The following is a 17,090-nucleotide window of genomic DNA, read 5'->3' on the forward strand; positions in this document are numbered from 1 at the left end:
CATTCCAGACTGCGCCGACGCCCAGACGAAAGGTCCCTGCCATGCCGAAAATCGTGATCCTGACCGGAGCGGGCATTTCCGCCGAAAGCGGGCTGGGCACGTTCCGCGACGAAGGCGGTCTGTGGGCGCAGCACCGGATCGAAGACGTGGCCACCCCCGAAGGGTTCGCACGCGACCCGCAACTGGTGGTCGATTTCTACAACACCCGCCGCGCACAGGCAGCCGAAGCCATCCCCAACGCAGGCCATACCGCGCTGGCGCAGCTTGAGGCGGCGATGCCCGGCGATGTGCTGGTCGTCACGCAAAACGTGGATGGGCTGCATGAAAAAGCGGGCTCCACCAATGTGTTGCACATGCACGGGCAGCTTGATTCGGCGCTGTGCGCGGCCTGCGATCACCGCTGGACTGCGCCGCTACAGATGGCCGTGGGCACGCTTTGCCCGGCCTGCAACCGCCCCGCCGCACGCCCTGACATCGTGTGGTTCGGTGAAATCCCGTATTACATGGAAGAAATCGAAATGCGCCTGAGCGAGGCCGACATTTTCGCGGCCATCGGCACCAGCGGCAATGTCTACCCCGCCGCTGGCTTTGTGCAGGCGGCCGCAGCTTACGGCGCGCTGACGGTCGAGTTGAACCTAGAGCCGTCGTTGGTGGTCTCGCAATTCGACGAAACCCACTTCGGCCCCGCCAGCGAGACAGTGCCGAAATGGGTCGACAAGCTGCTAAACGCCTAGTCTGTCTTGTCCGCGCTGTGATCCATTTTGGAGTGGTCCATTTGTGAATGGTCCATCATGCTGTAGCCCGCAGCACCTTCGGCAGCCTTGCGTTCGTTGTCGACGGGAATGGTTACCTCGACTTCGCCCGCGTTCTCAAACACCAAAGTCACGGTCACCTCGTCGCCCTGCGCCAGTGACCGGTTCAGCCCCATCATCATCACATGATCGCCGCCCCGCGCCAGCGCGTGGGTGTGGCCGGCAGCCACGGGAATGCCGTTTTCGATCTGGGTCATCGCCATCACGCCACCGCCCTGATCGACGTGGGTGTGCAGTTCGACCTTTTTGGCAATGTCGCTGCGCGCCTCGATCAGGCGGTCGTCGCTGTCGGACTGGTTGACCAGCGTCATGAACGCCGCCGCCGTTGGCGCGTTGGGGCGCGAGGTGCGCACATAGGGGTCCTGTACCAGTATGCCGTCGGCAAAGGCGGCTGTGGACAACAGGGTGGTGACCGCAGCAGCGCCTAGGTATTTCGTCAGTTTCATGTGAATAAGTCCGTTGTTTTGCTCTTGAAAAGATAAGGGGTTTTCAGAGCAAAACAGGCGGCGCCCGCGAAAGATAGGCAGATGCAACCGCCACAGGCATCGCGGGCACGTGGCGGGCGGCATATTCGGCACGGCGGATCGACACGACCCTCTCGGCGGCCCAAACACCCACGTCCTGCCCCAGCAGCGTCAGTGCGGCATCGGGACAAATATGAGGCGCGCCAACGGGTTGGCCGTCGGCGTCAATGTTAACGGTGACCGACCCGGTCCCGATACACAGCACCATTTGCCCCGCAACCGGTGCCGCCCCGCGCGCCAGCGCAAAGGCTTGTGCCGTGACGACAAGCGTCAGGATCGCAAGACACAGGGTGATATGGCGCAAAACGGTCATGACGGCAGCATTAGCCGCCCGCCCGTTCACACACAAGGACCGCAGCCTGCGCCAAAATGCCCTGCACAAACGAAACGACCCCGCCTGCGACAGCAGACGGGGCCAAATTCGTAAACCTCAAAGGCTTCAGGCGGCGTTGGCGGCCAAAGCTTTTGCGATCTCTTTTTTCACTTTCAGCGCGTTGGCCGACAGTTCGTCATCTTTCGACTTGGCGAAAAACGCGTCCAGACCACCACGGTGGTCGACAGTGCGCAGCGCCGCAGCCGAGATGCGGAACTTGATCGCGCGACCCAGCACTTCGGATTGCAGCGAAACGTCGTTCAGGTTCGGCAGAAACCGACGACGTGTTTTGTTGTTCGCATGGCTGACATTGTTGCCAGACATGGGGCCTTTTCCGGTCAGTTCGCAACGACGCGACATGGGATTATCCTTTTGTTCTGGTCGCTGTCAGGGCGGTCCCCGAAACGACAACAAGCGCTGCTCGTAGCTGCGCCCCTAAATTCGTCTGGTGGCAATAGGGGGAATCGCACGACGGGTCAAGCGGGATTGCACAGGTTTTCGCGCCTTATTGCACGATCATTGCCGTCTGTGACCCAGTGTGGCCAGCATCTGTTGTGCCGCCAGTGCCGGATCGGTCTGACCTTGGGCCACCTCGGCCCCCAGCCGCGCCATATCGGCGCGGGCCTGCGCCCCGTCCAGTTGTGCCAGCAGCGCGGCACGCACGTCCTGTTCAAACCAGTATTGCGCCTGTTCCGCCCGGGTCCGGTCAAAAAACCCGTTTTCGCGCCGCCAGCCTGCCAGCTCCTGCATCGTCTCCCAAGCCGCGCTCAGGCCGGTGTCTTCCAGCGCCGAAACCATCATTGCCTTGGGAAATCCGGCCGGATCTTGCGGACGTTTGCGCAGCAACCGCAGCGCACCGGCATAGTCGGCGCACGTGCGGGTCGCCGTCGCTTTCAGGTCGCCATCGGCCTTATTGATCAGAATCACATCGGCCATTTCCATGATGCCGCGTTTGACGCCCTGCAATTCGTCCCCGCCCGCAGGGGCCAGCAGCAGCAGAAACAAATCCGCCATCTGCGCCACCACGGTTTCCGACTGGCCCACGCCCACGGTTTCGATCAGCACCACGTCGAACCCCGCCGCCTCGCACAGAGCCACAGCTTCACGGGTGCGCCGCGCCACGCCGCCCAGATGGGTCTGGCTGGGGCTGGGACGGATGAACGCCTTTGGCTCGCGCGCCAACTGATCCATCCGCGTCTTGTCGCCCAGAATCGACCCGCCCGAGCGTGCCGAAGACGGATCGACCGCCAGAACCGCCACGCGCAGCCCCTGCCCCGTCAGCATCATGCCAAAGCTTTCGATAAAGGTGCTTTTGCCGACCCCCGGCGTGCCCGACAGCCCGATGCGCAAGGCTTGCCGTTCGCGCGGCAGCGCCCCCAGCAGGTCCGCCGCCTGCGCACGGTGATCGGCCCGCCCGCTTTCCACCAGCGTGATCGCGCGGGCGAGCGCACGGCGGTCGCCCGATGTGATGCGTTGGGCGGTGTCGGTGATGTCCATTTGCGTGCCTTTCGTGCTTGGCCCCGTTTTTCCGGTCTGGGCGCGGATTTGTCCAGCCTTGGCCTTGACCGCAGTTTCGCAGATAAGCGCAGACATGACATTTGCCCTTCCCATTGATGACGTCCTGGACACGGTCTGCACTCAGCTCGCCGCGCACAAGCGGCTGGTCCTGCAAGCGCCCCCCGGTGCAGGCAAGACCACCCGCGTGCCGCTGGCCCTGCTGGAGGCCGGATTTGCGGGCCGCATCCTGATGCTGGAACCGCGCCGTCTGGCCGCGCGCACCGCCGCCGAACGCATGGCCGAAACGCTGGGGCAGTCCGTGGGCGACACCGTCGGCTACCGCGTGCGCGGCGAGGCGAAGGTGGGCAAGACCACCCGCATAGAGGTTGTCACCGAAGGCATCCTGACCCGCATGATCCAGTCTGACCCCGACCTGCCCGGCGTCGGCGTGGTGATCTTTGACGAATTCCACGAACGCAGCCTGAACGCCGATTTGGGGCTTGCCCTCTGCCTTGAGGTCGCCGAGGCGCTGCGCGACGATCTGCATCTCGTGGTCATGTCCGCCACGCTAGACGCCGCCCCCGTGGCCGAGATGCTGAACGCGCCGCTGGTCACATCCCAAGGCCGCGCATTTGATGTGACGCCGCACTGGCTGGACCGTCCGCGCGGTCAGGCGCGGCTGGAAGGGGCGGTTGCCGATCTGGTCCGCGACGCCCTGCGCGCGCAATCCGGCAGCGCGCTGGTGTTCCTGCCGGGCGAAGGCGAAATCCGGCGGGTTCAGGGGTTGCTGGATGGCAGCTTTGGCAGTGACGTGGCGGTGCATCCGCTGTTCGGTGCGATGGACTTTGCCGCCCAGCGCGCCGCGATTGCGCCCGCGAAAACGGGCCGCAAGGTGGTGCTGGCCACGGCCATCGCTGAAACCTCGCTGACCCTGCCCGACATCCGCATCGTGGTGGACGCAGGGCTGGCGCGGCGTGCGCGGTTTGACGCCGCCAGCGGCATGTCGCGGCTGGTGACCGAACGTGTCACCCGCGCCGAAGCCACCCAGCGTGCGGGCCGCGCGGGGCGTGTGGCGGCTGGCCATTGCTACAAACTGTGGACGCGCGGCGAAGACGGTGCGCTGGCCGCCTTCCCCCCTGCCGAGATCGAGGCAGGCGACCTGACGGGCATGGCGCTGGAACTGGCGCTGTGGGGGGCCACGCCGGACGCGCTGCGCTTTGTCACCCCGCCGCATCCGGGTCGCTACAACGAGGCGGTCGAGGTGTTGCGGATGCTGGACGCGCTGCACGACGCGGGCCGCATCACCGCCCATGGCCGCGCGCTGTCGGGGCTGCCGCTACACCCGCGTCTGGCGCATATGCTGGTGCGCGGCGGTGCGGGTGCGGCGGAACTGGCGGCCCTGCTGGCCGAGCGTGACATCCTGCGCGGCGTGGGCAGCGACCTGCGGTTGCGGATGCAGGCCCTGCGCAGCCCCGACCGGTTCGGCAACGCCGTGCAACGCGGCGCGCTGGCACGGGTGCGACAAGAGGCGAAACGACTGAAATCGCGCACCTCGGGCAATGCGCAGTCGCTGGGGGCGATGGCGGCGCTGGCCTACCCCGACCGCATCGGGCTGCGCCGCAAGGGCGATGCCCCGCGCTTTGTCCTATCAGGAGGCAAAGGCGCGATACTGCCCGATGGCGACGCGCTGGCAGGGGCGCGGCTGATCGTGGCGACCGATCTGGACGGCGACCCGCGCGAGGCAAAAATCCGGCAGGCGACCGAGATCAGCGACGCCGACCTGCGCGCCACATTTGGCGGTGCGATTGCGTGGCATGACGTGTGCCTTTGGTCCAAACGCGAGGGCCGCGTGCTGGCCCGACAGCAGGAACGGCTGGGCGCGCTGGTGCTGGAGGACCGCGCGTGGCGCGATGCCCCGCCCGAGGACATCGCCGTGGCGATGCTGGACGGTGTGCGGCAGTTGGGCTTGCTGCCCTCGGCCAAGGCCGCGCGGTTTCTGGCGCGGGCGCGGCTGGTGGATGCCGCTGACTGGTCTGATGATCACCTCATCACGACTCTAGAGGACTGGCTGCTGCCGCATCTGGGTGGCGTGCGGACCGCTGCCGACTGGAAGGCGTTCGAGCTGACACCGGCCCTCAAGGCGCGGCTGGACTGGGACGCGGCCCAAGCGCTTGACCGCGCCGCGCCGTCACACTTCACCACGCCACTGGGGCGCAATGTGCCGATTGATTACAGCGGCGACGCCCCCGAAATCGCGGTGCGGCTGCAAGAGATGTTCGGCGTCACCCGTCACCCCACCGTGGCGGGCAAACCGCTGAAGGTCACCCTGCTGTCCCCCGCGCACCGGCCCATTCAGATCACCATGGACCTGCCGGGGTTCTGGGCCAGCTCTTATGCCGACGTGCGCAAGGACATGCGCGGGCAATACCCCAAACATCCATGGCCCGAGGACCCGACGCAAGAAGACCCGACGCTGCGCGCCAAACGCCGTACCTAGCGCAGCCAGTCGCCGTGATGGGCACCGTCCTGATCCATCCGTTCAAACCCGTGCGCGCCGAAGTAATCCCGCTGCGCCTGGATCATGTTTGCAGTGCCACGGCCCAACGCCATGGTGTCGTGCCATGCAAGCGCTGCCGACAGTGCCGGCACCGGCTGTCCGCTGAGCGCCGCCGCCGCAACCACACGCCGCAGCCCCGGCAGGGCCGCTGTCAGACGTGTGCGCATAGCGGGGGCAAGGATGAGGTGGCCGTGCGGCAGACCGCTGCGCACAGCCTCCGCAAACTCGTCCAGCAGGGCCGAGCGGATGATGCAGCCCGCCCGCCAGATTTCGGCAATGCGGGCAAGGTCCAGATCCCAGTTGAACTCCTCTGAGGCCGCAGAGAGCACGCGGAAGCCTTGGGCGTGGCCAAGGATGCGTGCGGCCAGCAGGGCGTTTTCCATGTCATCCGTGGCAGGCAAGTCGGCAGCCTGTGTCGCAGGGTCCAGAAGGTCCTGCGCCGCGCGGCGGGTGTCGCCCTCGGACGACCAGCCGCGTGCCCCCACCGCTGCCTCGATGGTCGAGGCGCTTTGACCCATTTTCAAGGCTTCGATCAGGGTCCAGCGACCTGTGCCCTTTTGCCCCGCCTGATCGCGGATCACGTCCACGATGGGCAGGCCGCTGGCCGCATCGGTCGACGCCAGCGCCCGCGCCGTGATGTCGATCAGATAGGACGCCAGCGGCCCGTCGCGCCAGCCGTCAAAGACCTGACCGATCTGGCCCGCGTCCATCCCTGCCTGATCGCGCATCAACCCGTAAACCTCGGCGATCATCTGCATATCGGCGTATTCGATGCCATTGTGCACCGTCTTGACGAAATGGCCCGCACCATCGGGGCCAAGGTGGGCCACGCAAGGGTCGCCCCGAAACTTGGCCGCAATCGCCTGTGCCATCGGTTTAAGCTGCGCCCATGAATGGTCTGACCCGCCCACCATCATCGACGGGCCATGCCGTGCGCCCTCTTCGCCGCCCGACACACCCATGCCGACAAAGTGGATGCCGGTGCCGTCCAGCGCCGCACTGCGCCGCCGGGTGTCGTTGAAATCGGCGTTGCCACCGTCAATGATCGTGTCGCCGTCGGACAGCAGTGGCGTGATCGCGTCGATCATCACATCCATCGGCTTGGTCGAGGGGATCATGAACAGGATGGTGCGCGGGGTCGCAATCGCAGCGACGAAATCTGCCAAGTCGGCGTGGCCTGTGACCGTGCCGCTTAGTCCCTCGGCTTCGGGCAGAAAGCTGTCGATCCAGTCGGCCTCGCGGTTGGACACGGCCATGTCAAAGCCGTGATCGGCCAGATTCAACGCCAGGGCGCTGCCCATTGTGCCCAGACCGTACACGCCGATTTGGGCGCCATTCCGGGCCCGACTGTCTTGCTGCGCCATATACTTTTGCCTGTATTGTGATGTTTGCGATAAAACATACGCCCTGAGACTGTGGGGGCAAGCCTTGGCGATGGTGCCGCGCGCATCTTCCGGCTTGTGACGGGCGCGCGGGGATGGCTAGATGCGGGCATGAAGATTTGTGCAATCACGATGGTTTACCGCGATTACTGGGCGCTGGCGCAATGGTATCGGCACTATGGCGCGCTGGTGGGGGCAGAGCATCTGGTGGTGGTCGCCCACGGCGCCGACCCGAAGATCGCGCAAATCTGCCCCGAAGCCAGCATCCTGACCGTCCCGCGCGACGATTTGTCCGGCTTCGACGGGGTGCGCGGGCGGATGCTGAACGGGATTCAGGCAGGATTGGCCGAAGTGTACGATTGGGTGATCCGCACGGATACAGACGAGCTGATCTGCCTTGATCCGGCGAAACATGACAGTTTGGAGAGCGTGTTCGCAGACCAGAAAGGTCAGGCGCTGTTTGCGCTGGGGCTTGAGGTGGTGCAGACCGATGACGGCACCTTTGGCGTGTTTTCAGGACATTACAGCAAGGCATGGGCGGTGCGCGGCGGCATCCCGATGAAACGCCACGGCGTGCAGGTGCGCCCCCGGCGGGTGGCACAGTTCGATTATGTGATGCCGGATGGTGTGTTTCTGGCGCACCTGAAGTTCGCCAACCGCGCGGCATTGGCCGAAACGAATGTGCACCGCGCCGAGGTGGCATCCGGCCCTGGTGACGGGCTGCCCGGCAAGGCCTGGGAAGACCCCGAGCACGAGGCGCGCAAGGTGCAGGGTCAGGTGATGCGGATGGATGCGGTGGACTGGCAGGTCGCCGAGCAGATGGCGCGCCGGGAACTGGCAGCGGGACCGACCGTGGACGCCAGGATCGGGCTGGTGCGGTCGCGGTCGTTCAAGCTGGACTGCAAATGTGTGTTGCCGGGCTGGTTTCCTGAACTCGTCTGAAGGTCTTAGGGGGCTTTGCCCCCGACGCTTTGCGTCTCCCCCAGGATATTTCGGGCCAAAAGAAAGCTGCCCCGAGGGAGATTGCGTTATTTGCCCAGGCACCAGCGCATGACGGCCTTTTGGGCGTGCAGACGGTTTTCGGCCTCATCAAAGATCACCGAGTTGGGGCCGTCCATGACTTCGGACGTGGCTTCGTCGTCGCGGTGGGCGGGCAGGCAGTGCATGAACAGGGCGTCAGGTTTTGCCTTGGACATCAACGCCTTGTTCACCTGATAGCCGCGCAACTGGTTGTGGCGGCGTTCGCGGGCGGATTGTGGGTCGTGCATCGACACCCATGTGTCTGTGACCACCAGATCGGCGCCTTGCACCGCTTTGTCGGGGTCGCGTTCAGTGGTGTAGAGACCGTTCAGCGCGGATTCGGGTTGCAGGGTTTCGGGGCCGGTGAACACCAGTTCAAAATCGAACTGCTTGGCCGCGTGGGCGAATGAGGCAAAGACGTTGTTGCCGTCGCCGGACCACACGACCTTGCGCCCTTTGATGGGGCCGGAGTGCTCTTCGAACGTCATGATGTCGGCCATGATCTGACAGGGGTGCGTGCGGTTGGTCAGCCCGTTGATCACCGGCACGGTGGCGTGCTCTGCCATTTCCAGCAGCGTCGCCTCTTCGAAGGTGCGGATCATGATCAGGTCGACATAGCGCGACAGCACGCGGGCGGTGTCGGCGATGGTTTCGCCGTGGCCCAGTTGCATGTCCGCCCCCGACAGCACCATCGTCTGCCCGCCCATCTGGCGCACGCCGACGTCAAAGCTGACGCGGGTGCGGGTCGAGGGTTTTTCGAAGATCAGCGCAACCATGTGACCGGCCAGCGGCTGGTCGTCGTCGGGCGTGCCCTTGGGGCGGCCGGCGCGCGCGTCTTTGATGGCGCGGCCGGTGTCGATGATGCTGCGCAATTCGGCGGGGTCGGTGGTGTGGATATCAAGGAAGTGTTTCATAAGTTATTTTCTGTATAGGCCGGAAACGGGGGCGCTGCCCCCGGACCCCCGGGATATTTAAAGCCAAAAGAGCCGGTCAGGACAGGCTGGCGGCTGCGGCATCAAGACGTGTGACCGCCTCGGCGATTTCGTCGTCGGTGAGGTTCAGCGGGGGCAACAGGCGGATCACATTGTCGGCGGCGGGCACCGTGATCACGTGGTTCTTATAGCCTGCGGCAACGATGTCGGTGTTGGGTGCCTTGCATTTCAGCCCCAGCATCATGCCCGAGCCGCGGACCGCTTCGAACACGTCCGGGTGGCTGGCAATCAGCCCTTCCAGCTTTTGACGCAGCAGGCCTGCTTTGCGGTTGACCTCGGCCAGGAAGGCGGGGTCCGAGACGATGTCCATCACGGCACAGCCCACGGCGCAGCCCAGCGGGTTGCCGCCATAGGTGGACCCGTGGGTGCCTGCGGTCATGCCGGATGCCGCGTCTTCGGTGGCCAGCACGGCCCCCAAGGGAAAGCCGCCGCCAATGCCCTTGGCGACCATCATGATGTCGGGGGTGATGCCGGACCATTCGTGGGCGAACAGCTTGCCGGTGCGGCCCACGCCGCACTGCACTTCGTCCAGGATCAGCAGGATGCCGTGTTCGTCGCACAGGTCACGCAGACCCTTAAGGCATTGATCGGGCAGCGGGCGAATGCCGCCCTCGCCTTGCACCGGTTCGATCAGGATCGCCGCAGTCTGGTCGGTGATGGCCGCCGTCAGCGCATCGTGGTCGCCCCAGTCAAGGTGGACGAAGCCGCCCAGGATCGGGCCGAACCCTTTGACCATCTTCTCGGAGCCTGCGGCGGCGATGCCTGCGGCGGACCGTCCGTGAAACGACCCTGAGAAAGTGATGATTTCGACGCGGTCTTTGTCGCCCTTGTCGTACCAGTATTTGCGCGCCATCTTCACGGCCAGTTCACAGGCTTCGGTGCCCGAGTTGGTGAAGAACACGGTGTCGGCAAAGGTGGCATCGACCAGTTTGTCGGCCAGCGCCTGTTGCTGCGGGATCTGGTAGAGGTTCGAGGTGTGCCACAGCGATTGCGCCTGATCGGTCAGCGCCTTGACCAGCGCCGGGTTGGCGTGGCCCAGCACGTTCACGGCGATCCCCGCCCCCAGATCAAGGTATCGCGACCCGTCTGCCTCGATCAGCCAGGCGCCTTCGCCTTTGACAAAGCTCAGCGGAGCGCGGGAATAGGTCGGCAGAACGGAGGGGATCATGGTGATCGTCCTTTGATACGGGCGGTGCGAAGCACTTTGGTGCATGACGCGGGCCGCAGGGTCAACATATTTGAGGGGTTGGGGTGCCGTTAGGCGATAGACAAGCGGGACAGGCCCGCGACACGGAAGATGGACGTTACGCGGTGCGTCGTCGGATCGAAGTGATATGTGCCAGTGCTGTCATGGGGCGGTCTTTAGCCTAAGCCTGACGCCAAGGAAAGTGTTTTCGCGCTTCGCGATGCGGCGGCTCTTGCCTTGGGGTGCGGGCGCGGGCAATGGGTTTGCATGTTTTCACCCCGCGCCCATAATCCCGCCCTTGCCGCCGTTCTGGCCTGTATGGGCTGTGCGTTTATCGCGGCGACCGTGCTGATCGCCAAGGCGCTGGGGTCTGATCAGTTCGGCCCTGCGCTGCATCCTTTACAGGTCAGCAACGGGCGATTCGTCTTTGCCTTTGCCGGCCTGTCGTTGGCGGCAGCGGTGGTGCGGCCCCGTTTCACCCGTCCGCGCATGGGCTGGCACGTGGCCCGGACCACGGCGGGCTGGGCCGGCGTTACGCTTATGTTTGCTTCCGTCGCCTATATCCCGCTGGCCGATGCCACGGCGATCACCTTTTTGAACCCCGTCTTTGCAATGGTGCTGGCGATCCCGCTGCTGGGCGAACAGGTCGGGCGCATCCGCTGGATGGCGGCGGCAACCGCGCTGTTGGGCGCGCTGATTCTGTTGCGGCCCACGCCCGACAGTTTTCAGCCTGCGGCGCTGCTGGCGCTGGGGGCTGCGGCGATCATGGGGCTGGAGCTGATATTCATCAAACGGCTGTCCGGGCGCGAGGGCGCGTTGCAGATCCTGTTGATCAACAACGCCTTGGGCGTTGTCATCTCGACCTTGGCGGTGCTGGCCGTGTGGCAACAGCCCACACCGGCGCAATGGGGTTTGCTGGCGATGCTGGGTCTGTTGATGGCCTGCGCCCAAACCTGTCTGGTCAACGCCATGGCCCGCGCCGAGGCCAGCTTTGTCGCGCCGTTCAGCTATTTGACGCTGATCTTTGCCGCCTTTTACGACGTGGTCTTTTACGCGGTAATCCCAGACGGGGTGACCGTTGCGGGCGCTATGATCATCGTGGCGGGGGCCTTGGCGCTGGCCCTGCGCGAGGCGTGGTTGCGGCGCAGCGGCAGGCCTGTCACACTGTCGGGCACCGCAACAACGCCGGTGCCGGTGCCCGATCCCGAGTAAGTGGGCTTCATGCCTTGTAACTCACTGCTGAGTGATTAGAATAGGGCGCTGAGAATGAATTTGGAGCGGCCATCAAAGATGCGCCGCTTTTTAGCTAGGAAAAGCCTGCATGTCCTGGACAGACGACCGTGTTGAACTTCTGAAAAAGATGTGGGGCGAGGGCCAGTCGGCCAGCCAGATCGCCAAGGAACTGGGCGGCGTGACCCGCAACGCCGTGATCGGCAAGGTCCACCGTCTGGGCCTGTCGAACCGCGCAGGTACGGGTGCCACCGCCGCGGCCAAACCCGAGCCCAAGGCCAAGCCCGCCGCCCCCAAGGCCGAGGCCAAGCCAAAGGTCGAAGCCAAGCCCAAGCCCGAAGCCAAGCCCAAGCCGCAGGAAGAACCCGTGCCGGAAACCCGCGTTGCGGTGATGCCGCCGCGCGCCAAGATCATTCCGGCGGGCCAGCCCCTGCCCCCGCAACCCTCGGCCAACGAGATCAGCCCCGAGGCATTGGCCAAGGTCAGCGAAATCGAGAAGAAGGCCAAGCGCCTGAGCCTGATGGAACTGACCGAGCGGACCTGCAAATGGCCCGTCGGTGACCCTGCGACGGATGATTTCTGGTTCTGTGGTCTGCCGGTGCAGGCGGGCAAACCCTATTGCGAGGCGCACGTTGGCGTGGCGTTCCAGCCGATGTCGTCGCGCCGCGACCGCCGCCGCTGAGGCGCGACAGTTTGGTAAGATTTGCAACGGTCCGACACTGTCGGGCCGTTTTGCGTTTTTGCGGGCCTGCGCGTTCCTAGCTTTTCGCCAGCTTGTCGATGATCGGACAGTCCGGGCGGTCGTCACCTGCGCAACAGTGCACCAGATGGGCCAGCGTGTCGCGCATCTGGTGCAGTTCGGCCAGCTTGCGGTCGATCTCGTCCAGATGATCCTTGGCCAGTTTGCGCACATCACCGCTGGCGCGGCTTCGGTCTTCCCACAGGGCCAGCAGGGTGCGGCAATCTTCAATCGAAAACCCCAGCGACCGTGCCCGCGACAGAAACGCCAGCTTGTGCGCGTCCGTATCGGAAAAGGCGCGGTAGCCGTTGGCGCTGCGGGCGGGTCGGATCAGGCCGATGTCTTCGTAATAGCGGATCGTTTTGGCAGGCAGGCCCGAGGCGGTGGCGGCTTGCGAGATGTTCATGGTTGGCTCCTTTGCCGGGGCGAGTGTTGCCAGATAGATGGGTTCCCAGCACTGGAAGGTCAAGACGGCCTTGCTGACACAAAGCTGGCGGGATGGTGAATTGCGCCGCACTCTCCCTTTGGGCCACTGTTGCGCCAACAAGTGACGAGGATGCGATGACCAAGACAATCAGGGCCGCCGATGCGGTTGCGCGCAGGCTGTATGCCGCCGGGTGCCGGATGGCGTTCGGGATGCCGGGGGGCGAGGTTCTGACGATGGTCGACGCGCTTGAGGCGGCGGGAATACGCTTTGTGCTGTGCAAACACGAAAACGCTGCGGCGTTCATGGCCGAAGGCACGTGGCATCGCACCGGCGCGCCCGGTGTGCTGGTGGCCACGGTCGGCCCCGGCGTGCTGAACGGGGTCAATGCGGTGGCCAATGCCCTGCAAGACCGCGTGCCGTTGATCGTTCTGGCCGGTGCCGTCGATGCGGACGAGGCGCAAAGCTATACCCATCAGGTACTGGACCAGTGCGCTGTGTTTGCCCCGATCACCAAGGCGACCTTCCTGCTGGATGCCGGTGCGGTCCATGTGATCGCGGACAAGGCCGTGGGGATCGCCACCGAAGGCCAGCCCGGGCCGGTGTTCATCGACATCCCCATTCGCGTGGCCGAGGCGCAGGTGCCTGCCATTGCCCCAACGCCCCGTGCTGTGGCCGCTGATGTGGTGCCCGATGCCACCACGTTGCAACAGATCGCGGGCTGGTTGTCGCAGGCGGCGCGTCCCGTGATTGTTGCCGGTGTCGATGCACTGAACGACGGCGCGGATGTGGCCGGACTGGCGCGGCGGTTCGGCGTGCCGGTTGTCACAACATACAAGGCCAAGGGGCTGCTGCCCGAGGACGATGCGCTGTCAATGGGTGGGGCTGGTCTGTCGCCCTTGGCCGACAAGACCCTTCTGCCCTTGGTGCAAAGTGCCGATCTGGTGCTGTGTCTGGGCTATGATCCCATCGAAATGCGCACCGGCTGGCGCGATGTCTGGGACAGCACGGCGCAGCGGGTGGTCGAGGTGACGGCGGTGGCGAACCACCACTATATGCACCAGTCCACGGTCAACGTCGTGGGATCTGTGCGCGCGACGGTTGCCGCCCTGATGCACGCCGCCATCCCGCGCACGACGTGGGAGGGCGGCGACGTGGCCGCAGCGCAGACCGCATTGGCCAAGGCGTTCCCGACGGACGAAGACTGGGGCCCCGCCGCCATCATAGACACCTGCCGCACTGCCCTGCCCCGCGACACGCTGGCAACGGCGGACAGCGGCGCGCACCGCATTCTGCTCAGCCAGATGTGGCGGTGTTACGCGCCGCGCGCACTGATGCAATCGTCGGCGCTGTGCACCATGGGCTGCGCTGTGCCGTTGGCGATGGGCGCGGCGCTGGCGTCGCCGGACCTTACGGTGGTCAGCTTTAGCGGCGATGCAGGCTTTCTGATGGTGGCGGGCGAACTGGCCACGGCCAAGGAGTTGGGCCTGCGCTGCATCTTTGTGGTGTTTGTCGATGCCTCGCTGGCGCTGATCGAATTGAAACAACGGCAGCGCCAGCTTGGCAACCATGGGGTCGATTTTGGCACCCACGACTTTGCCGCCATCGGTCGTGCCTTTGGCGGCAGCGGCGTCGATGTGCGCAGCCGTGCCGAACTGCAAACCGCGCTGCGTGACGCGCAAACGGCCCAAGGGTTTACCGTGATCGCCGCACATATCGAAAAAGGAGCCTACGATGGCCGCATCTGAAGGTGCCCTTGACGGGCTGTTTGTTCTGGACCTCAGCCGCATTCTGGCCGGCCCCACCGCCACGCAGATGTTGGGCGATCTGGGGGCCACTGTGATCAAGGTGGAAAACCCCAAGTCCGGCGGGGACGACACCCGGGGCTGGGGGCCGAACTATGCCCGCGATGCGGCGGGCAACGCGACCGACCTGTCGGCCTATTTCATGGCCGCCAACCGCAACAAACTGTCCATCGCGGTCGATCTGACGACCGATGCGGGGCAGGACACGGTGCGCCAACTGGCGGCGCGCGCTGATGTGGTGGTCGAGAATTACAAACCCGGCGGGTTGGTCAAATACGGGCTGGACCATGCCACGCTGCTGAGACGGCACCCCGGATTGGTCTATTGTTCGATCAGCGGCTTTGGCCAGACCGGCCCGAACCGCGACCAGCCCGGATACGATCTGATGGCGCAGGGCTATGGCGGGATCATGTCGCTGACAGGTGCACCTGATGGCGCGCCGATGAAAGTGGGCGTGGGCATTGCCGATGTGATGTGCGGGATGTACGCCACCGTCGGCATTCTGGCCGCCCTGCGCCACCGCGACAAGACCGGCGCAGGCCAGCACATCGACCTGAGCCTTGTGGACACGCAAATGGCGTGGCTGGTGAACGAGGGCACCAATTACCTGACCAGCGGACAGGTGCCCGAACGGCGCGGTAATGCGCATCCCAACATCGTGCCTTACGACGCCTTTGCGTGCCGCGATGGCCATGTTCTGCTGGCCGTCGGCAATGACGCGCAATTCGCACGGTTCTGCGATGCGGTGGGGTTGGAGGGGCTGAACGACGATCCTCGCTTTGACACCAACCAGCACCGGATCGAGCATCGCGCAGCCCTGATGCCGCTGCTGGCGCCGGCGCTTGAAGCGCTGAACCGTGACGAGATCATACGTCGCCTGCACGCGGTCAAGGTGCCGGTCGGCCCGATCCACAATGTGGCCGAGGCGCTGGCCTCGGATCAGGCGCAGGCACGCGGTGCCGTGGTCGCGGTGCCCTGTGACGGCGTGGCAGAGGGACATGTGCGCCTGCTGGGCAATCCGCTAAAGCTGTCGGCAACGCCCGTCACTTACCGTCACGCACCGCCGATCTGCGGTCAGGACACCGACGCCGTGTTACAAATGCTGCGTCAGGCACCCGACACTGCGGGCTGATCGGGCTGTTTTATACCTGAATATTGCAAGAAACCTGCCGAACCTCACGAAAACGGGCGTGTCTTTTCACACCTGCGTGTAAGGCCGCCGCAGCCACCCATTTCATGGGTAAGTTACAGGCACCGCACGGACCCGCCCGTGCCCTGAACAAAGGTGCCGATGATGCGCAACGACATATGCGACTGCCCCGTTTCCCTGAGCGATGCGGCTGTGGTGGACCATTGGAACGGCGTCATCACCGGCTTTTTGTCGCACGGCACGCAGACGCCTGTGCATCTGGGCAAGGTGCTGGAGGCGGCACCCGACTTTGCCATGGGCCACGCCGCGCGCGGACTGTTTTCGCTGATGATGGGTCGGGCCGAGCTGATTTCCGTGGCGCGCGAGGCGCACGCGGCGGCGCAGGCAGCTTTGGCGCGCGTGGGCGCCGCACCGCGCGAACGGCTGTGGGTGCAGGCCCTGGGCGAATGGCTGCACGGGCGGCCCACGGGCGCTGTGGCCGCAATGGAGGCCGCGCTGCGCCTGCAACCGCGCGACACCCTGTCGGCCAAGGTCTGCCATGCCATCCGCTTTGTGCTGGGCGACGCCAAGGGAATGCGCGCCTCGGTCGAGGCGGTGTTGGATGCGCATCGCATTCACCCGATGCGGGGCTATTTGTTGGGGTGCCACGCCTTTGCGCTAGAGGAAACCGGCGACTATGACGCGGCCCGCCGCACCGGATTGCAAGGGTTGGTCCATGCCCCCGACGACGCCTGGGGCCTTCATGCCGTGGCGCATGTGTTCGACATGACCGCACGGCCAGATGACGGCATTGCGCTGATCGAAAGCCACACGCACGCATGGGATCACTGCAACAACTTTCGCTATCACGTCTGGTGGCACAAGGCCCTGTTGCACATGGACCAGGGGGACCTGGATGTGGCGCTGGGGCTGTACGACGAACAGATTCGCCAAGAGAAAACAGATGATTATCGCGACATCGCCAATGCCACGTCGCTGCTGATGCGGCTTGAGCTTGAGGGAATGAATGTGGGCGACCGATGGGACGAATTGTCCGAATTCTCGGAAGAGCGGGTCGAAGACGGCTGTCTGGTCTTTGCCGACCTGCACTACATGCTGGCGCTGTCTGGTGCGCAAAAGGGCGCTGCCGCTGACGCGATGTGCGCGCGCTTTGCCCGTGACGCGATAAGGTCCGGCGAGATGCCGCGCCGTGTGGCCGACCCCGGCCTTGCGGCGGTGGCGGGGCTAAGTGCCTTTGCCGAAGGGCGTTGGGATCAGGCCTTTCAAAATCTGGCAGCCGCGCGTGTGTCATTGCAGTCAATCGGTGGCAGCCACGCCCAGCGCGACGTGTTTGAACGGATGACCATAGATGCCGGATTGCGCGCCGGTCGGGTTGAGCGTACAGCCCAGATTCTGGCGC

16 protein-coding genes are annotated in these 17,090 nt (G+C 64.9%); 8 read left to right on the forward strand and 8 right to left on the reverse strand.

Annotated elements, in window-relative coordinates; translation table 11 throughout:
- Positions 1 to 41 precede the first annotated feature (41 nt).
- Positions 42 to 734 carry an NAD-dependent deacylase gene (locus tag AAC077_RS14575; protein ID WP_339770835.1) on the forward strand — a complete coding sequence of 231 codons (693 nt, stop codon included), beginning with the start codon at positions 42 to 44 and terminating at the stop codon, positions 732 to 734.
- On the opposite strand, the gene AAC077_RS14580 is transcribed toward AAC077_RS14575, so the two are convergent.
- The 4 genes from AAC077_RS14580 to meaB form a co-directional block, all read right to left on the reverse strand.
- A complete protein-coding gene (locus tag AAC077_RS14580; protein WP_339770837.1) occupies positions 731 to 1,258 on the reverse strand; it encodes a copper chaperone PCu(A)C in 528 nt (175 codons plus the stop codon). The two genes, AAC077_RS14575 and AAC077_RS14580, sit on opposite strands and share 4 nt — an antisense overlap.
- A gap of 43 nt (positions 1,259 to 1,301) precedes the next feature.
- Positions 1,302 to 1,649: a hypothetical protein gene (locus AAC077_RS14585; RefSeq protein WP_339770839.1), complete on the reverse strand. Its 348-nt coding sequence runs from the start codon at positions 1,647 to 1,649 to the stop codon at positions 1,302 to 1,304.
- A gap of 126 nt (positions 1,650 to 1,775) precedes the next feature.
- Positions 1,776 to 2,069, reverse strand: coding sequence for a 50S ribosomal protein L28 (gene rpmB / locus AAC077_RS14590; RefSeq protein ID WP_339770840.1), 294 nt, complete (start codon positions 2,067 to 2,069; stop codon positions 1,776 to 1,778).
- A gap of 156 nt (positions 2,070 to 2,225) precedes the next feature.
- Positions 2,226 to 3,206 (reverse strand): methylmalonyl Co-A mutase-associated GTPase MeaB, encoded by a 981-nt coding sequence (meaB, locus tag AAC077_RS14595; RefSeq protein WP_339770866.1) that lies wholly within the window; start codon positions 3,204 to 3,206, stop codon positions 2,226 to 2,228.
- Between the two features lie 94 nt (positions 3,207 to 3,300).
- Between meaB and hrpB the strand changes: the two genes are divergently transcribed.
- Positions 3,301 to 5,703 carry an ATP-dependent helicase HrpB gene (hrpB, locus tag AAC077_RS14600; protein ID WP_339770842.1) on the forward strand — a complete coding sequence of 801 codons (2,403 nt, stop codon included), beginning with the start codon at positions 3,301 to 3,303 and terminating at the stop codon, positions 5,701 to 5,703.
- On the opposite strand, the gene gndA is transcribed toward hrpB, so the two are convergent.
- Entirely contained in the window at positions 5,700 to 7,127 is a 1,428-nt protein-coding gene (gene gndA, locus AAC077_RS14605; protein ID WP_339770844.1) for an NADP-dependent phosphogluconate dehydrogenase, read from the reverse strand. The two genes, hrpB and gndA, sit on opposite strands and share 4 nt — an antisense overlap.
- Positions 7,128 to 7,256: 129 nt before the next feature.
- Between gndA and AAC077_RS14610 the strand changes: the two genes are divergently transcribed.
- Positions 7,257 to 8,087: a glycosyltransferase family 2 protein gene (locus AAC077_RS14610; protein ID WP_339770846.1), complete on the forward strand. Its 831-nt coding sequence runs from the start codon at positions 7,257 to 7,259 to the stop codon at positions 8,085 to 8,087.
- Between the two features lie 86 nt (positions 8,088 to 8,173).
- Here AAC077_RS14610 and argF read toward each other — a convergent pair whose 3' ends face one another.
- Positions 8,174 to 9,079: an ornithine carbamoyltransferase gene (gene argF, locus AAC077_RS14615; RefSeq protein ID WP_339770848.1), complete on the reverse strand. Its 906-nt coding sequence runs from the start codon at positions 9,077 to 9,079 to the stop codon at positions 8,174 to 8,176.
- Positions 9,080 to 9,155: 76 nt separating this feature from the next.
- Complete coding sequence (locus AAC077_RS14620; RefSeq protein ID WP_339770850.1) at positions 9,156 to 10,325, reverse strand: aspartate aminotransferase family protein; 1,170 nt, start codon at positions 10,323 to 10,325, stop codon at positions 9,156 to 9,158.
- Positions 10,326 to 10,610: 285 nt separating this feature from the next.
- Between AAC077_RS14620 and AAC077_RS14625 the strand changes: the two genes are divergently transcribed.
- Both AAC077_RS14625 and AAC077_RS14630 read left to right on the forward strand, forming a co-directional pair.
- Positions 10,611 to 11,555: a DMT family transporter gene (locus tag AAC077_RS14625; RefSeq protein WP_339770852.1), complete on the forward strand. Its 945-nt coding sequence runs from the start codon at positions 10,611 to 10,613 to the stop codon at positions 11,553 to 11,555.
- Positions 11,556 to 11,664: 109 nt separating this feature from the next.
- Positions 11,665 to 12,255 (forward strand): GcrA family cell cycle regulator, encoded by a 591-nt coding sequence (locus tag AAC077_RS14630; protein WP_339770854.1) that lies wholly within the window; start codon positions 11,665 to 11,667, stop codon positions 12,253 to 12,255.
- A gap of 76 nt (positions 12,256 to 12,331) precedes the next feature.
- Here AAC077_RS14630 and cueR read toward each other — a convergent pair whose 3' ends face one another.
- Positions 12,332 to 12,718 (reverse strand): Cu(I)-responsive transcriptional regulator, encoded by a 387-nt coding sequence (gene cueR / locus AAC077_RS14635; RefSeq protein WP_339770855.1) that lies wholly within the window; start codon positions 12,716 to 12,718, stop codon positions 12,332 to 12,334.
- A 155-nt stretch (positions 12,719 to 12,873) separates the two neighbouring features.
- Between cueR and AAC077_RS14640 the strand changes: the two genes are divergently transcribed.
- The 3 genes from AAC077_RS14640 to AAC077_RS14650 all read left to right on the forward strand — a co-directional run.
- Positions 12,874 to 14,484, forward strand: coding sequence for a thiamine pyrophosphate-binding protein (locus AAC077_RS14640; protein WP_339770856.1), 1,611 nt, complete (start codon positions 12,874 to 12,876; stop codon positions 14,482 to 14,484).
- Positions 14,471 to 15,673, forward strand: a complete 1,203-nt coding sequence (locus tag AAC077_RS14645; RefSeq protein WP_339770858.1) for a CoA transferase — start codon at positions 14,471 to 14,473, stop codon at positions 15,671 to 15,673. The genes AAC077_RS14640 and AAC077_RS14645 overlap by 14 nt, the downstream gene beginning before the upstream one ends.
- Positions 15,674 to 15,832: 159 nt before the next feature.
- On the forward strand, positions 15,833 to 17,090 hold a 1,258-nt coding region (locus tag AAC077_RS14650), incomplete at its 3' end, for a tetratricopeptide repeat protein (RefSeq protein ID WP_339770860.1).

Origin of the sequence: uncultured Pseudosulfitobacter sp. (genome assembly GCF_963976325.1) — a bacterium.
Taxonomy (GTDB): domain Bacteria; phylum Pseudomonadota; class Alphaproteobacteria; order Rhodobacterales; family Rhodobacteraceae; genus Pseudosulfitobacter.

What these genes read in the sequence shown, in the direction of transcription:
- AAC077_RS14575 (WP_339770835.1), top strand. Translation starts at nt 42, where the DNA reads ATGCCGAAAATCGTGATCCTGACCGGAGCGGGCATTTCCGCCGAAAGC.
- AAC077_RS14580 (WP_339770837.1), bottom strand. Translation starts at nt 1,258, where the DNA reads ATGAAACTGACGAAATACCTAGGCGCTGCTGCGGTCACCACCCTGTTG.
- AAC077_RS14585 (WP_339770839.1), bottom strand. Translation starts at nt 1,649, where the DNA reads ATGACCGTTTTGCGCCATATCACCCTGTGTCTTGCGATCCTGACGCTT.
- rpmB (WP_339770840.1), bottom strand. Translation starts at nt 2,069, where the DNA reads ATGTCGCGTCGTTGCGAACTGACCGGAAAAGGCCCCATGTCTGGCAAC.
- meaB (WP_339770866.1), bottom strand. Translation starts at nt 3,206, where the DNA reads ATGGACATCACCGACACCGCCCAACGCATCACATCGGGCGACCGCCGT.
- hrpB (WP_339770842.1), top strand. Translation starts at nt 3,301, where the DNA reads ATGACATTTGCCCTTCCCATTGATGACGTCCTGGACACGGTCTGCACT.
- gndA (WP_339770844.1), bottom strand. Translation starts at nt 7,127, where the DNA reads ATGGCGCAGCAAGACAGTCGGGCCCGGAATGGCGCCCAAATCGGCGTG.
- AAC077_RS14610 (WP_339770846.1), top strand. Translation starts at nt 7,257, where the DNA reads ATGAAGATTTGTGCAATCACGATGGTTTACCGCGATTACTGGGCGCTG.
- argF (WP_339770848.1), bottom strand. Translation starts at nt 9,079, where the DNA reads ATGAAACACTTCCTTGATATCCACACCACCGACCCCGCCGAATTGCGC.
- AAC077_RS14620 (WP_339770850.1), bottom strand. Translation starts at nt 10,325, where the DNA reads ATGATCCCCTCCGTTCTGCCGACCTATTCCCGCGCTCCGCTGAGCTTT.
- AAC077_RS14625 (WP_339770852.1), top strand. Translation starts at nt 10,611, where the DNA reads ATGTTTTCACCCCGCGCCCATAATCCCGCCCTTGCCGCCGTTCTGGCC.
- AAC077_RS14630 (WP_339770854.1), top strand. Translation starts at nt 11,665, where the DNA reads ATGTCCTGGACAGACGACCGTGTTGAACTTCTGAAAAAGATGTGGGGC.
- cueR (WP_339770855.1), bottom strand. Translation starts at nt 12,718, where the DNA reads ATGAACATCTCGCAAGCCGCCACCGCCTCGGGCCTGCCTGCCAAAACG.
- AAC077_RS14640 (WP_339770856.1), top strand. Translation starts at nt 12,874, where the DNA reads ATGACCAAGACAATCAGGGCCGCCGATGCGGTTGCGCGCAGGCTGTAT.
- AAC077_RS14645 (WP_339770858.1), top strand. Translation starts at nt 14,471, where the DNA reads ATGGCCGCATCTGAAGGTGCCCTTGACGGGCTGTTTGTTCTGGACCTC.